This is a genomic window from Bradyrhizobium sp. 1(2017), assembly GCF_011602485.2.
GTDB lineage: Bacteria > Pseudomonadota > Alphaproteobacteria > Rhizobiales > Xanthobacteraceae > Bradyrhizobium.
In genome coordinates, this window is the sequence record NZ_CP050022.2 from 460871 (window position 1) to 476788 (window position 15918).

At 60.6% G+C, this 15918-nt stretch carries 9 protein-coding genes; 4 read left to right on the forward strand and 5 right to left on the reverse strand.

Features of this window, described 5'->3' with window-relative positions; all coding sequences use genetic code 11:
* Window positions 1–28: 28 nt before the first annotated feature.
* Entirely contained in the window at window positions 29–487 is a 459-nt protein-coding gene (locus HAP40_RS02210) for a DUF3788 domain-containing protein (RefSeq protein WP_166811183.1), read from the forward strand.
* Window positions 488–734: 247 nt separating this feature from the next.
* Here HAP40_RS02210 and HAP40_RS02215 read toward each other — a convergent pair whose 3' ends face one another.
* The 4 genes from HAP40_RS02215 to HAP40_RS02230 all read right to left on the reverse strand — a co-directional run bounded on the left by HAP40_RS02215 (window position 735) and on the right by HAP40_RS02230 (window position 3593).
* Complete coding sequence (locus tag HAP40_RS02215; RefSeq protein ID WP_166819184.1) at window positions 735–1280, reverse strand: carboxymuconolactone decarboxylase family protein; 546 nt, start codon at window positions 1278–1280, stop codon at window positions 735–737.
* A 35-nt stretch (window positions 1281–1315) separates the two neighbouring features.
* The gene (locus HAP40_RS02220) at window positions 1316–1951 is read right to left on the reverse strand and encodes a nitroreductase family protein (protein WP_166811181.1); all 636 of its coding nucleotides are present in this window, start codon (window positions 1949–1951) and stop codon (window positions 1316–1318) included.
* An 8-nt stretch (window positions 1952–1959) separates the two neighbouring features.
* A complete protein-coding gene (locus HAP40_RS02225) occupies window positions 1960–2907 on the reverse strand; it encodes an NADP-dependent oxidoreductase (protein WP_166811179.1) in 948 nt (315 codons plus the stop codon).
* Between the two features lie 176 nt (window positions 2908–3083).
* Window positions 3084–3593, reverse strand: coding sequence for an OsmC family protein (locus tag HAP40_RS02230; protein WP_166811177.1), 510 nt, complete (start codon window positions 3591–3593; stop codon window positions 3084–3086).
* 628 nt (window positions 3594–4221) lie between these two features.
* Between HAP40_RS02230 and HAP40_RS02235 the strand changes: the two genes are divergently transcribed.
* The 3 genes from HAP40_RS02235 (at window position 4222) to HAP40_RS02245 (ending at window position 15413) form a co-directional block, all read left to right on the forward strand.
* Window positions 4222–5346, forward strand: a complete 1125-nt coding sequence (locus HAP40_RS02235; RefSeq protein ID WP_166819183.1) for an efflux RND transporter periplasmic adaptor subunit — start codon at window positions 4222–4224, stop codon at window positions 5344–5346.
* Window positions 5343–8528, forward strand: coding sequence for an efflux RND transporter permease subunit (locus tag HAP40_RS02240; RefSeq protein WP_166811175.1), 3186 nt, complete (start codon window positions 5343–5345; stop codon window positions 8526–8528). Before HAP40_RS02235 ends, HAP40_RS02240 begins: the two co-directional genes overlap by 4 nt.
* Before the next feature lie 996 nt (window positions 8529–9524).
* Window positions 9525–15413: an AAA family ATPase gene (locus HAP40_RS02245; RefSeq protein ID WP_166811173.1), complete on the forward strand. Its 5889-nt coding sequence runs from the start codon at window positions 9525–9527 to the stop codon at window positions 15411–15413.
* Here HAP40_RS02245 and HAP40_RS02250 read toward each other — a convergent pair.
* Window positions 15408–15800, reverse strand: a complete 393-nt coding sequence (locus HAP40_RS02250) for a response regulator transcription factor (RefSeq protein ID WP_166811171.1) — start codon at window positions 15798–15800, stop codon at window positions 15408–15410. The two genes, HAP40_RS02245 and HAP40_RS02250, sit on opposite strands and share 6 nt — an antisense overlap.
* Window positions 15801–15918: the final 118 nt, after the last annotated feature.

Here is a 15918-nt window from a genome sequence, read left to right on the forward strand (position 1 = left end):
ATAGAGTTGCGGCGTAAAGGAAAGCGGTATGGAGCAGTCCCCCAAGATTGGCGACAGGATCACAGACAAATCAAGATCACCCGATGACAGCACTCTCCGTGACTGGATCGGGCCAAAAGCATTCGGGCATTGGGCTGAGTTGCGGAAATGGATCGAGGCACACTACCCCGGTGTCTTCGAGCCGGAGTGGCTGTTTCGTGGCAAGAAGCGCGGCTGGTCACTGCGTTATAAGAAGTCCAGGGCTTTCTGCACGCTCCTGCCGGAATACAGGCTATTCTCAGTCGAGGTGGTCCTGGGGACGGCAGAGCGAGAGAAATTTGAGGCGCGACGCTACGGGTGGCGCACTGAGCTGGTCAAGCTCTACGATGAAGCCCGAGCATATCCCGACGGAAAATGGCTGAAAGTTGCTATCTCATCTGCAGTCGATCGGCATGACGTGACGGAGCTTCTGAGTCTGAAGCGTCCTCCTCCTCGATCGCGAGATTGAGGTGCGCGCCGCGCCTCGGCGGCTGAACAACATCGAATTGGAGACGTTGGTCTCGCCCGCCGCCAGGCGAGGCGCTTTTGCTACCTGTTCACGGACGGTATCGGCGCGTTTTCCGAGACGCAATAATCACCAGTCGCGGCTTGCCGACCGAACGCATTCGGAGGAATCTTTCCCGGTGCGCCCGCGCCTTGGGTCGTCTTCGTATCGTGGAGATTCCTCGGAGATCGCCGATATGGCCGGATAGAGTTCAGACCGAACCAGCCGGCGTAACGGCAGGAAAGTCCTTCGCGGGATCAGCCACATTGTTGAAGAAGTTCGTCAGAGAGTACATGGCCACCAGCGCGACGATCTCGATGACGTTTGCGTCCGTGTAACCGGCATCGCGGACAGCTTTCAGATCGACGTCACTAACCTTGCCCCGGGTCTCGATGACTTTGCGCGCAAACTGGACGGCGGCATCCCGCTTCGGGTCGCTGGCATGGCCTTTGCGAGCGAGAGTGATCTCATTAGCGGGCAGCTTGGCCATATGATGGGCGGTAAAGCTGTGGACCGTCAGGCAGTAGTCGCAACTATTCACCTCGGAGACCGCAAGGCCAATGCTGTCGCGTGTCTTCACATCTAGCGTCTTGCTCAAGGAGCCGAGCAGGGCGGCCCATGAGTTGAAAGCGATCGGGCTTGCCGCAAAGGTCGCCATCATATTTGGAGTGAACCCGATGTTCTTGGCGAACATATCCAGGGTCGGTTTCGAATCGGCCGGCACTTGTTCCGGCATTAGCGCTGCAATTCTTGGCATCATGAGCTTTCGTAAGTCGCTGGGGTCACAAATAGTCAAACGAGGTCCAACACATCTGCCACCGGACGGCGCGGCTTCTGCGGCCAGTTTCCCGGACGCATGGCTCCCACGGACAGCAACATGACCGGGACTTCGTCGCCGGCCAATCCAAACTCGCGGTGCACCGCTTCAGCGTCGAAGCCGATCATTGGGGTCGAGCCGAGGCCGAGCGAGCGAGCCGCATAGATCATCGCCGCCGCGCCGAAGGTGCCGGTGCGAACGGCCTCGTCGCGCTGGCGCTGCGGGTATTCCATATACAGATCGCGTGCCGGGAGTTCCCATTCCGGCACCATCTTTTCCGGCATGATGCCCGCTTCCACGAGCGGTGCCAGGCGCGCTGGTAGGACGCTGGAATCGGCCAATTGGCCGCAGACGATGAAAGTCACTGCCGCTTCAGTGATCGCAGGCTGATTCCAGGCGATCGGACGTAGCCGGGCCTTTGCTTCCGGCGAGCGCACGGCGATGAAGCGCCAGTTCTGCAGGTGGAACGAGGTTGGCGCGGTCGTGCCGATTCTCACCAGCTCGCGGATGAGGTCGTCGCTCATAGTGGCGGCGGGGTCGTAGTACTTCGCAGCGCTACGGCTCAGGATGCATTCGATGACGGCATTAGTCAGGGCAATTTCGCTAATCATGGCGATTCCTACGTGTGAACGGGCGGATTGAGATATGCGAGTGGGCGAAGGCGAACGATCGTCTTCCCGCTAACGCGCAGAGTCGGATTGAAAGCGGCCACTGCGTCGTCGAGGGTCGAGATGGTACCGATGTTCGTCTGCAGTCGTCCGTCCCGCACCCGCTGGACGATCTCACCCAGCTGGGCGCGATCGGACTCAACAACGAAGTCAATCGCCAAGCCGTTGGCGGGTCGCGCCTCGGACGGCCCGACGATGGACACCAGTGCTCCTCGAGGTCTAATCAGACGCGCTGACCGCCGCCCGATGTCGCCGCCGATGACATCGAATACCAGGTCGACGCCCCCGACGTCTTCCAGCGAGTCGTTGTCGAGGTCGACGAACTCATTCGCGCCGAAGTCGAGCGCTTTGCGACGATCAGCGGCCCTTCCGGTGCCGATGACGTGGGCCCCGGCCTCACGTGCGAGCTGGGTCACCATCGACCCGACTGCGCCGGCCGCGCCGTGCGCAAGCACGCTCTGCCCTGCTTGAAGGTGGCCGTGCACGAACAGTCCCTGCCACGCGGTCAGGCCCGAGATCGGCAGACTGGCGCCCACTGTGAAGTCGACGTCTCCCGGTAGCGGCGCAAGGTTGCGCGCCTCGACAGCGACATACTCCGCCAAGGTGCCGTCACGATGCCAGTCCGTGAGGCCAAACACCCGCTGTCCCACCGACAGCCCTGTGGTGCCATAGCCGAGAGCGGTAACGACCCCAGCCAGCTCGTGCCCGGGGATCGACGGCGTTCGGTCGCGATCGAGGCGATCGGTCCAGGTCGAAGGCCACGCCAGCTCTGTCCCGACAAATCCGGACGCATGAACTTGAACGACCACATCGTTTATCGCTGGCTGCGGCTCCGGCCGCTCCACGAGAGTCATACCAGCCGTTCCCGCGGCCTGGTCCACTAGGACGATTGCCTTCATCGTCCACCTCCTTCTGCGAGGCAGGTCGTTAACTTCCCAATTCCTTTGGCGCAAAAATAAAATCGCGCAGCTCGACGGTCCAATCACCTGTGGCTATGGAATCGATGCCATCACGCCGGCGTGCGAAAAATGGAGCGGGGCAAGCGCGGGGCGCCGATAGGCGGCACGGAAGACGCTCAATCCGGTGTGATATTCGGGATCGGGAGTTGAGCCAGATCATCCTCATAGCGGGCCTGGGTGCTCGCGTCGCGCTCGAAACCAGTGGTGTCCGTGCGTGTGTGAATATCCGCGCCAATGCCGAGAATTTCGCCAACGGGGCAGAGGTTCGCTGCCTCAAGCAAGAATGCGCGTTGCTGCACGTCAAGTTCACCCTCCAGTGCGAGAGTGCGTTCAAAAGAATCCCGTTTGCCCTGGGCCCCGTGGCGGAAACTGACGCCCACTTCTACCCGATCCAACGGAAGTTTTCGCTGATTGGCGTGATAGCGGACGGTCATGGCAGTGCATGCAGCGAGAGATGCGCCGAGAAGGTCGTAGGGGTTTGGGCCGGGGGATACGTGGCCGTTTCCATCCGGGCCGCCAATGGGAAATTGAGATGCGTCGACACGACCAACCATTGCACCGTGAGTCGTCGGATCGCTCGCGACGAAAACTTCCCGGCGCTTGGATGCGTTGCCTCGTTGCGTCATAGAGTGTTCCTGTTTCCGTTGTGATGAGCAGGTCATGTGAAGCGACGCCGCCTAGTGCCCGCCCTTCAGCCCTGATCGTGGAGTTTGTCGCCGCCATCGACGGTGGCATGGGAACTCTTGCGAAATGTCGCATCGCGCGTTACGGCTGGCGGAAAATGGACGCCGCGATCATTCGGGTAAAGCTATCGTATCGATTACCGGCGGGAATGCTCTGCAAGCCGCGTATCGAAACGGCCCGGTGAGCACCGGAATCGCCGTCAGCGCCGTGAGCAGCCAATAACGAATGTCTATCGACTCCATGGCGAGACGTGATTTCCGTTGCTCGGCATTCAAAGGTCAATCTGCAAAGGGTCGTCGTTGGTAAGTGCTGCAGTACTGCGATCGTCGAGACGGCGCCGGCGTCACTCGAAGCCCGAGATCGACATCGGGACGACGAGGCGATCGCTGCGACATATCGGGACTGACCAAGAGTTGCTCTGCGAGCCGTTCAGTTTGAGAGCAGCATTTCAAGATCTCCGGAGAGATAGACGTGAGCATTGAAGACAGAGCGGAGTATCCGGCCCAGGCGCTTCGGTTCGATCGCGGCTCGCTTTGTCGCTATCCGCAATGTGGCGGCGCATCGGTCGCCCTGCTGTTCGCGCTGGCGCTCGCTGGCTGCGGCGAGAAGGCGCAGTCGCAAGCGGCCGCGCCTCTGCCGCCGTCGGTGACAGTCGCGCAACCCGTCAAGCGTACGGTTACCGACTGGGACGAGTTCACGGGCCGTTTCGACGCGATCGAGGAGGTTCAAGTCCGCGCCCGTGTCGGCGGGTTCGTCAATAGCGTCGAATTCAAGGACGGTGCGATCGTTCGTGCCGGTGACCTGCTCTACATCATCGATCCGCGTCCGTTCGAGGCGATCGTATCGCAGGCCCAAGGCCAACTCGACGACGCACGGGCCAAGGCAGAGCTCGCCAGACGTGAACTCGACCGTGGGCTGAACCTGGTCCAGACCAGCGCAGTCTCGGTACAGGTCGTCGATCAGCGTCGTCAGGCCTTGCAGGCCGCTCATGCGGCCGAGACGCAGGCCGAGGGTGCGCTGAAGGCGGCGCAGCTTAACGTAGAATTCACTCACGTGCTGGCGCCGATCACTGGCCGCGTCAGCCGTCATCTGGTGACGCCGGGTAACCTCGTGCAGGGGGCCGACAGCGGTGCGACGCTGCTCACGTCGATCGTGTCGCTCGATCCGATCTACATTTACTTCGACGTGGACGAGGCGACCTATCTGCGCAACAGCAAGCTGTGGTTCGAAGGCAGGAGGCCAAGTTCGCGCGACACAGCAAACCCCGTGCAAGTGACGCTGACCGGCGAGATGAAGCCCTCACATGAGGGAAGAATGGACTTCCTCGACAATCGACTGGACGTCTCGACCGCGACATTGCGCAGCCGTGCGATCGTCCCGAACAAGGATCTCTCGGTCTTGCCGGGGCAATTTGGCCGCGTCAGGCTCATTGGCTCGTTGCCCTACGAGGCGCTGCTGATCCCGGATACGGCAATCGCCACCGATCAGTCACGCAAGATCGTCTTCGTGGTCAAGGAAGACAACGTTGTGGAGGCAAGACCGGTCGTGCTCGGGCCGCTCGATGAAGGGCTGCGCGTGATTCGCGAAGGCCTCAAGGCGGAAGATCACGTCATCGTCGATGGGCTGCAGCGTGCTCGCATCGGCGCCAAGGTGACACCGAAAATGACGCAGGCGCCAGCGGGTGCCAAACCATGAATCTCGGAAGGCTTTCCATCAACCAGCCCATTTTGGCGATGGTGCTGTCGATCGTGCTCGTGATTGTCGGCGCGATCGCCTACCAGACGCTGCCCGTCTCGGAATATCCGCAAGCGGTGCCGCCGACCGTTACCGTCACCACGCAATATCCCGGCGCGTCAGCGCAGACCGTGTCCGACACGGTGGCGGCCCCGATCGAGCAGGAGATCAATGGCGTTGAGGACATGCTGTATCTCTACAGCCAGGCGACCTCGAACGGCCAGCTCACCATCACCGTCACATTCAAGCTTGGCACCGATCTCGACAAGGCCCAGGTGCTGGTTCAGAACCGCGTCGCGATTGCGCAGCCGCGGCTACCCGAGGAGGTCCAGCGCAACGGCGTCGTAACCCGCAAGAACTCGCCCGACATCTTGATGGCCGTATTCGTGCTGTCGCCCGACGACTCGTTCGATCAGCTCTATATCTCCAACTATACGCTGTTGCAGGTGCGCGATCAGCTGTTGCGGCTCGACGGCGTTGGTGACATCCAGATGTTCGGCGCACGCGACTACTCGATGCGATTGTGGCTCGATCCCGATCGAATCGCCAATGTCGGTCTGACCTCGAACGAGGTGCTTGCGGCGATCCGCGCCCAGAACCTGCAGATCACCGGTGGACAGCTCGCGGAGCCGCCGATCGCCGATCGCGCGCTCCAGCCGAATCTTACCTTCACCGGGCGTCTCAAGGACATCGGTCAATTTGAGGACATCGTGGTGAAGGCGGGTTCCGACGGCCGTACCATGCGGCTGCGCGACGTCGCCCGCGTCGAGCTCGGCGCACTGTCCTACGCCACCAGCAGCCGCATATTGCGCAAGTCGGCCGTCGCAATGGTGGTGACACAACGGCCCGGGTCCAATGCGCTCGCCACGGCGAGGGCGATCTCCAGCACCATGGCGCAATTGAAGGAAAGTTTTCCGAAGGGGCTCGACTACAATATCGGCTACAATCCCACCGAATTCATCGCACAGTCCGTCCATGAACTGATCAAGACGGTCTACGAGGCGATGCTGCTCGTGGTCATCGTGGTGCTGGTGTTCTTGCAGGGATGGCGGCCCGCGATCATCCCCATTATCGCGATCCCGGTGTCGTTGGTCGGCACCTTCGCTGTGATGGCTGTGCTCGGGTTTTCCATCAACAATCTGACGCTGTTTGGTCTTGTGCTCGCGGTGGGCATCGTGGTCGACGACGCCATCGTGGTTGTCGAGAATGTCGAGAGACATCTCCATCACGGTCTGAGCCGGCGCGATGCCGCGATCAGGACCATGGAGGAAGTGGGCGGCGCTTTGGTCTCGATCGCACTCGTACTCTGTGCAGTGTTCGTTCCGACCGCCTTCTTGGGTGGCATCTCCGGACAGTTTTTCCAGCAGTTCGCCGTCACCATCGCGGTTGCGACCGCGATCTCCTGTTTCTGCTCGCTGACGTTGTCGCCGGCGCTGGCCTCGCAGATCCTGGTACCGCATGAGGGACGACGGCCGCCGGCGCGCTGGAATCTTGTGGGGCGCGGCTGGGAAGTCTTTACGGGCTTGTTCAATCGCGTGTTCGACCGGCTGGCCAACAGCTATGCTGGCGTGGCCGACTTCGTGATACGGCACTCTGTAACGATGATCCTGATCTACGTCGCGCTGATCGGTAGTGCGGGCTGGCTGATCGTGACGACGCCGCAGGGTTTCATTCCCGCACAGGATCGCGGCTATCTCATCGTCTCGGTGCAATTGCCAGGCGCCGCGTCGCTGGTGCGGACCGCTGCCGTGGTGCGCGAAATCGAGCGGATTGCGCTGGATACGCCGGGGATCATCCGTGTCGGTGCGTTCAGCGGCTTCTCCGGCGCGACGCGCACGCAGGCCGGCAACGCCGCGGCACTATTCCCGGTGTTCGACGAGCCGGAGGCGCGGCAGAAGAAGGGATTGTCCGCGGACGCAATCACGGCCGACCTGCGCAAGCGGCTGTCGGCGGTTCAGGGCGCCTTCATCATCGTCATCCCACCACCTGCGGTGCCTGGCATTGGCACCGGCGGCGGCTTTGCTATCCGCATCCAGGATCGACAAGGGCGTGGTCCCGAGCTGCTCGCGGCCGCGACCGATGAGCTCGTCGGCGCTGCGCGAAAGTCGCCGAATCTCACCTCCGTGTTCTCGCCCTTCACGGCGAATACGCCGCAGTTGTTCGTCGATATCGATCGGATCAAGGCGCAGAAGCTCGGCGTTCCCATCGCCAACATCACCGACACGATCGAGACCTACTTCGGCTCGACCTACGTCAACGACTTCAACCTGTTCGGCCGCACCTATCACGTCACGGCGCAGGCCGATCTTCCGTTCCGCAAGGAGACTTCCGACCTCGCGCGTCTGCGCACCCGGAATGCAGCCGGCGACATGGTGATGCTCGGAAGCGTCGTCGACTTTAAGGACATCTCGGGACCCGATCGTGTTGCGCGATACAATCTCTACTCGGCCTCCGAGGTGCAAGGTGAACCGGCGCCCGGCGTGAGCTCGGCGACAGCGCTCAGCACAATCAAGGAGCTCGCAGCCCAGACACTGCCAAGCGGCTTCTCGTTCGAATGGACCGATTTGTCCTATCAGCAGGTCACCGGGGGCAACGCCGGTCTCTACGTGTTTCCGATCTGCGTGCTGTTCGTCTATCTGGTGCTGGCCGCGCAATATGGCAGCTGGACGCTCCCCTTCGCGGTGATCCTGATCGTTCCGATGTGCCTGTTCGCGGCTACCATCGGCGTGCGGATCATGGGCCAGGATGTCAACATCCTGACCCAGATCGGCTTCGTCGTGCTGGTGGGCTTGGCTGCCAAGAACGCGATCCTGATCGTCGAGTTCGCGCGTGACATCGAGCTTGAGGGCAGGTCGCGGCTGGACGCCGTTATCGAGGCCTGTCGATTGCGCCTGCGGCCGATCCTGATGACTTCGTTCGCCTTCATCCTTGGAGTGCTTCCGCTGGTGGTGTCGACCGGCTCGGGCTCGGAGATGCGCCAGGCCGTCGGCGTTGCTGTGTTCTTCGGCATGCTGGGCGTCACTCTGTTCGGCTTGATTTTCACCCCGCTCTTCTATGTGGTCGTGCGCAACCTCGCGGAGGGCAAGAACGAAGGCAAACCGGTTCAATCTGACATGGCTACGGCTGCGGCTGCGGCGAAGTGAATCGAATTCAATTGCGATGCGTGGTGAAGCGAGGATACTCCCGTGCCCGTCCTGTGAAGCAGGGGCAAGAATCATGATGTGCAGGCGGCTCGCGCCGCGGTGGCGGTGAATCGGGGAGTCGATTGCCGGTTACGGGTGTTGGCGGGGATCGCAGCCTCTGCGGCAAAGCCGTACGTCAGCGGCGCGTTGCTGATCGCGATCCGGGACGGAGCGCGCCGCGCCAGATACTCGAATTTGCACGAGAATGATCGCTTGCGCCATCAAGCAAAGCCTTGGCTCGCCGCTCGTGATCGTCGGCGAGTGCTTTGAGTTGGGCCGCAATCACTCGGTCCGTCATGGCTTTAATGGAGCAAAGCAAGGCCCGGGCAGTCCTCAAATGTTCCTTGCCTCGCCGTGAGTTCTGAAGCGTCATGACGCCCTCGTGCGGTTGTCGGATGGTTGATCGAAAGCGATGTGCAACCAGCTCATGTTGTTGTGGGTCACCCCCGCCGATGCGCCGTGAGACGATCGGCGCACCTCGGACGTCTCGGCCGGCGATCGTTCAAACGGAATGCGGACTTCTGCTGGTGTCGAGGGCGGAGGGCGACCGGTTGCAGATTGAGTTCGGATCAGTTGAAAGAAAAGTCACCACTCGCCATGGAGTTGATAGCCGACCGTTATTGGAACCGCTGGGCCGCGGGGGGGGCGTGGTGAGAGAGCGGATCGCGTTCCCAGAGGAGTTCGATCGAGCTGAGCTCCCGGCCCATTGCGGAATGGCTTCAATCCTCAATCGCGCGATCTCCGCGATCATGGTTTCAGAGTGAATTTCACGGCAATTCGGCTCACTGTCGTGGCGGGGAGGATCCGCAGAGCCGTGTCTTGCTTGGCTGGAGAACGGCTGGCATTTCCCAGACAATCGAGTACGATTTCACGGGCTTGGCGAGAGGCCGCTCGCGCGACGCATGACGGGCTTGGCCAGCCGATTTCAAGCCGACGCCCGACGCCTGAGTCTGACAGATGGTGCAGCAGTCGCTGAACGTCACGTACCCGGAGGGTCGCTCCCAGGCGTTATGGGAGGATGGCGATCGCGTGTTCAGCCGCGGCTGGCGGTTGGACGAGAATGGCAACCGGCTCGCGGTATTGCTTGTCACATCTGCGGCGGGCCGCCCGTCCCGGTCAAAACCCGATTCTCTTACGCACGAATACGATCTGAAAGATGAGCTCGACGGGGCTTGGGCGGTGCGTCCGCTCGCTCTCATGCGCGAAGCGGGTCAGATCGTGCTGGTGCTCGAGGATCCGGGCGGCGAGCCGCTTGACCGTTTGCTCGATGGTCCGATGGAGATAGGACGCTTCCTGCGCCTGGCTATCGCTTCTGCCTCGGCCTTAGGCAAGCTTCATGAGCGCGGGCTCATTCACAAAGACATCAAGCCAGCTAATATCATGGTGGACTGCGCAGATGGACACGTGCGGCTCACCGGCTTTGGAATCGCATCGCGCCTCTCGCGCGAGCGGCAGGCGCCGGAGCCGCCCGAGACCATCGGCGGTACACTCGCCTACATGGCGCCAGAACAAACCGGGCGGATGAACCGCTCGATCGACGCCCGCAGCGATCTCTATTCCTTCGGCGTCACGCTGTATCGGATGCTTACGGGCGTGCTGCCTTTCACGGCGACAGATCCGATGGAGTTGGTGCACTGCCATATCGCGAGACGACCGGCATCGCCGAGCGAACGATTGAGAAGCCTCCCGACCTCGGTGTCCGCGATTGTCCTGAAGCTTCTCACCAAGACCGCTGAGGAGCGTTACCAGACGGCAGCAGGCGCCGAGAGCGATCTACGGCGTTGCCTTGCTGAATGGGAGACCCGGGGCGATATCCACGAATTTCCGCCCGGGGAACATGACACTCCCGACCGACTTCTGATCCCCGAGAAACTGTATGGTCGAACAGCCGAGATCGAGACCCTGCGTGCCTCATTCGACCGCATTGCTGCCGGAGGCAGGCCGGAGCTGGTGCTCGTTTCGGGATACTCCGGCATCGGAAAGTCCGCGGTTGTCCATGAATTTCATAAACGACTTGTTCTGCCCCGCGGTCTTTTTGCGTCGGGCAAGTTCGATCAGTACAAACGGGACATTCCGTACGCTACCCTTGCTCAAGCCTTTCAGAGCCTGATCCGCCCTCTCTTGAGCAAGACCGAAGTGGAGCTGCGGCAATGGCGGGAGGCGTTGCTCGCGGCGCTCGAGCCGAACGCTCGGCTCATTGTTGATCTTGTTCCGGAATTGAAGCACATCATCGGCGAACAGCCACCGGTGCCGGAGTTGCCGCCGCTGGATGCGCAGGGCCGCTTTCAACTGGTGCTCTGGCGATTTGTCGGGGTGTTTGCGCGTCCCGAACATCCGCTCGTCCTGTTCCTCGATGATCTCCAATGGATCGATGCGGCAACGCTCGATTTTCTTGAGTATTTGTCGATCCGGTCGGATGAGCGAAACCTGCTGTTAATCGGCGCTTACCGCGACAACGAGGTCGATCCCATTCACCCGCTGATGCGCAAGATTGACACGATGCGCAAGGCTGGAGCGATATTGCATGATATCGTGCTGATCCCTTTGAACTGCGAAGAGCTGGCGCAAATAATTGCGGGCTCAATTAACAGCGAGCCAGAGAGAATTATGCCGCTGGCGCAGCTGATCCACGAGAAGACGGCCGGCAATCCATTTTTCGCTATTCAGTTCGCTTCCGCGCTCGCCGATGAAGCATTGCTTATTTTCGATTACGACGAGGTGCAGTGGACCTGGGACCTGAGTCGCATACGCTCCAAAGGTTATACCGACAACGTCGTGGTCCTTATGGTCGGGAAGCTGAACCGTCTGTCCGCCGAAACGAGAAGCACATTGCGGAGGCTCGCCTGCCTGGGCAACGACGTGGACTTCAGCACGTTACAGGTCCTGTACCGGAACTCCGAGGAGGAGATGCATGGCCAGCTTTGGGAGGCGGTGCGAGCAGGGCTGATCTTTCGGTCGCAAGTTTCTTACAAATTTCTCCACGACCGCGTCCAGGAGGCGGCCTACTCCTTGATCCCCGAGGATCTGCGTGCCGAAGCCCATTTACGAATAGGAATGCTGCTCGCGGCCCAAAGCACGCCAGAAAAGCTGGAAGAGACGATCTTCGAAATTGCCAATCAGCTCAACCGCGGTTCGCATCTCATCAGCTCAGTTGAAGAGCTTGAGCGGGTCGCCGAGTTAAATCTCATTGCAGGTAGACGGGCCAAGACTTCGACAGCGTATGCCTCGGCGCTGAACTATCTGGTCTGCGGCGCGGCCCTGCTGCCGGGGGACCCCTGGGAGCGCCGGCACGACTTAATCTTCGAACTACAGTTGCATCGGGCCGAATGTGAATTCCTCACCGGCGCATTGGCAGAAGCCGAGCAGCGCCTGGCAGAGCTGTCGGCCCGTGCCGCAACGACGATCGAACGAGCCCGCGTCACGTGCCTGCAGGTGGACCTTTACACGACCCTGGATCGGGGCAGCCGCGCGATCGCAGTCGGTCTCGACTATCTCCGCCATCTGGGCATCGACTGGTCGCCGCACCCGACGCAAGACGAGGCTCGACACGAGTATGAACGGATCTGGTCCCAACTCGGCTCCCGCGCGATAGAAAGCCTCATTGATCTGCCTTTGATGAGTAATCCCGCATCGCTCGCGACCCTCGATGTTCTGACGAAGCTCGGGCCGCCCGCGCACTACACGGATGCGAACGTGCGTTCGATGGTCATCTGTCGAGCAGTCAATCTCAGCCTCGAGGGCGGAAATTGTGACGGCTCGTGCTATGCCTTTACGGTGCTTGGCAGGATTGCTGGACCGGAGTTCGGTGACTACGAGGCGGGAATTGAATTCGGCCGTCTCGGCTATGAGCTGGTCGAACGGCGCGGGCTAAAACGCTTCCAGGCCAGGACCTATTTGAACTATGGCTATTTACTCATGTTCTGGACGATACATGTCCAGGAAGGTCGTGATCTGCTGCGGCGCGCGTTTGAGACCGCAAACCAGATCGGTGACCTCACTTTTGCGGCGTACTACTACACCCACTTGAACACATATCTTATCGCGGCCGGCGATCCGCTCGATAACGTGCAAGTCGAGGTCGAGCATGGTCTCGCGTTCGCGCGCAGCATGCGGTTCGGCTTTGCGATTGACTCTATCGCAGGCCAGCTTGGGCTGGTTCGGACACTCCGCGGCTTGACGCCGATTTTCGGTCGCTTTGACGATGGGCAGTTTGACGAAAGCCTGCTGGAATCCCGCTTCCGCGGAAACCCGGATCTGGCATTGGCCGAGGGCTCGTATTGGACCCGCAAGCTTCAGGCGCGATTTTTTGCCGGGGACTATGCGGGTGCCCTCGAGGCCTCATCGAGGGCGCAACAGTTGCAGCCGACATCGGCGTCTTTCTTCGAATGCGCGGAATATCACTTTTATAGTGCGCTCTCCAGAGCGGCATCCTGCGAGTCAGCGACGGCTGGCCAAAGGCAGGAGCACGTCAGGGCATTGGCCGCGCACCACCGACAGCTTGAGGTCTGGGCGGCGGCGTGCCCCGACAGCTTCGAGAACCGCGCCGCCCTTGTCGGCGCGGAAGTCGCCCGCATCGAAGGCCGAACGCTTGATGCCGAGCATCTTTACGAGCGCGCGATCCACGCGGCACACGTGCACGGCCTGGTCCACAACGAGGCGCTGGCCAACGAGATCGCTGCACGCTTTTACGCCACACGTGGGTTCGGGAAGATTGCGCGTGCGTATCTGCAGGACGCGCGGGTCGCATACATCCGCTGGGGGGCCGCTGGCAAGGTGCGCCAACTCGACGAGTTGTATCCGCACCTCAGGGAGGAGAAGCCGACCGTCGGCCCTACAAGCACGATCGGAGCGTCCGTCGAGCAATTAGACCTCGCCACGGTTATCGATGTCTCGCAAGCCGTGTCGGGCGAGATCATCCTCGAGAGATTGATCGACAAGCTGATGCGCACGGCCATTGAGCACGCGGGTGCTGGGCGGGGTCTGTTGATCCTTCCGGTGGGCGATGGGTATCGGATTGAGGCGGAAGCCACGACCGGCAATAATATGGTGACCGTCGGTCAGCGACCAGCAAGTGTAACCGCTGCAGACCTGCCGGAGTCCATCCTCCACTATGTGATCCGGACCAAAGAGAGCGTTCTTATCCACGATGCGTCCGCGGCCGCTGATCCGTTTTCTGCCGAAGAGTACATCAAGCAGCATCACGTCCGTTCCATTCTCTGCCTGCCGTTGCTCAAGCAAGGCAGGCTGGCCGGTGTGCTCTACCTCGAAAACAATCTGACGACCCACGTCTTCACACCTGATCGCCTCACAGTATTGAATGTGCTTGCGTCGCAGGCGGCGATCTCGCTTGAAAATTCACGGCTCTATCGCGAAATCGAAGATCGCGAGGGCAAGATTCGACGTCTGGTCGACGCCAACATCATCGGGATCATCATTGCCGATCGCGAAGGTCGAATTCTAGAGGCGAATGATGCGTTTCTGCGCATCCTGGGATATGACCGTGAGGATATAGTCTCGGGACGCGTACGCTGGACGGAGTTGTCCGCGCCCGAATGGCGCGAGCGCGACGTATTGACTCTGGCTGCACTCAACTCGACCGGAGCAGTTCAGCCTTTCGAGAAAGAGTATATCCGGAAGGACGGCAGCCGCGTTCCTGTGCTTATCGGCGCTGCCTTGTTCAAGGAAGGAGGCGACGAGGGCCTCGCATTCGTGCTCGATTTGACGGAGCGCAAACGCATCGAGGAAGCGCTTAGCCAAGCACAGAGACTCAGTCGCACCGGCAATTGGATCTACGACGCGACCACTATGCGCTACCTCTATTGGTCGGATGAGAGCTACCGGATCTGGGGGTTCGATCCGCAGCAGGGCCTTCCAAGTCGGCAGAGTATGTGGGAGCGCATTCACCCGGATGATCGCGATAAGGTGTGGACAACGGTTCAGGGCGCCGTGGACCAAAAGAGAGATATGATTGCTGAGTTCAGACTCCTCCTGCCTGATGGAACAACCAAATGGGTCGAGGGAACCAGCTACCACGTGTTCTCGCCCGGAGGTGCACTGGCTGAGGTCATCACCACGACCGTTGATGTGACGGAACGAAGACGGGCGCATGACGAACGTGAAAAGCTGCGTCAGCTCGAGCTGGATTTCGCCCATTCAAATCGCGTGAGCATGATGGGGGAATTGGCGGCCTCGCTTTCCCACGAAATTCTGCATCCGATCGCTACCGCTCGTAACAACGCCCGCGCGGGAATACGCTTTCTGGAGATGAAGCCGCCAAATCTGGATGAGATCAGGGAAGCGCTCTCTTGCGTCGTGAGGGACGCCGACCGTGCCAAGGATATCGTCGGACGGATGCGCGATCACATCAAGAAGGCACCGCTGCGAAAGGAGCGCTTCGATCTCAATTCGGCCGTCAATGAGGTGATTGTGCTGGCGCAGAGCGTCATTCACAGGAACAGCATTTCGGTCCACACCCAACTCGCCGATGGACTTCCTCTGGTCATGGGGGACTGCGTTCAGTTGCAGCAGGTTTTGCTGAACTTGATTCTGAACGCGGCGGAAGCGATGGGCTTGGTCGAGGAAGGGCCGAGAGAGCTATCGGTCAGTACCGAGGGCGATCAGACCGGCACCGTTGTAGCCGTGCGGGATTCGGGGCGGGGCATTGATCCCGAGCATCTGGATCTGGTCTTCGACGCCTTCTACACCACGAAGTCTGGTGGGATAGGGATGGGCTTGTCGATATGCCGTTCCATCATTCAAGCGCATGGAGGGAAGTTGTGGGTAGAAGCTAACGAACCTCGCGGCGCTTCATTTCAGTTTACGCTGCCGGCGGACAACGGCTCATGAATTCTCTTCAGTCGGCGTAGCCGGCCGTAGAGCCGAACGCACACATTGCTCGAGAATGCCGTCGTCTACTGGCTTGCTGAGGTAGCAAACGACCCCGTCCTTCAGAGCCCGATCCCTGACGGCCGCATCGGGATAGGCGGTAACGAGGATTGTTGGGATTGCATATCCTGCATCGACCAAATGCCTGTGCAACTCGACTCCGGTCATTCCGGGCATGTTAACGTCAGTGACCAGACAGGCGGTTTCAGGCAGAGCATGCGATGCCAGGAATTCGGCCGCCGACGCAAACGCTTCGACGGTATAGCCCAGCAACATTACCAGTTTTTGCATTGACTCACGATGGGGCTGATCGTCGTCGACGATGGATATCAGTGTACGGTGCAACATTGCGCTACCAGGCATCTCCGCCGGTCGGCGAAGCAGCGCCTCGCGCTGCAAGCAACCTAGTGTCACGGACATTCCTCAATAAGGCAATGTCGGCGTTCCTAAGCGATGGTTTAGGCGC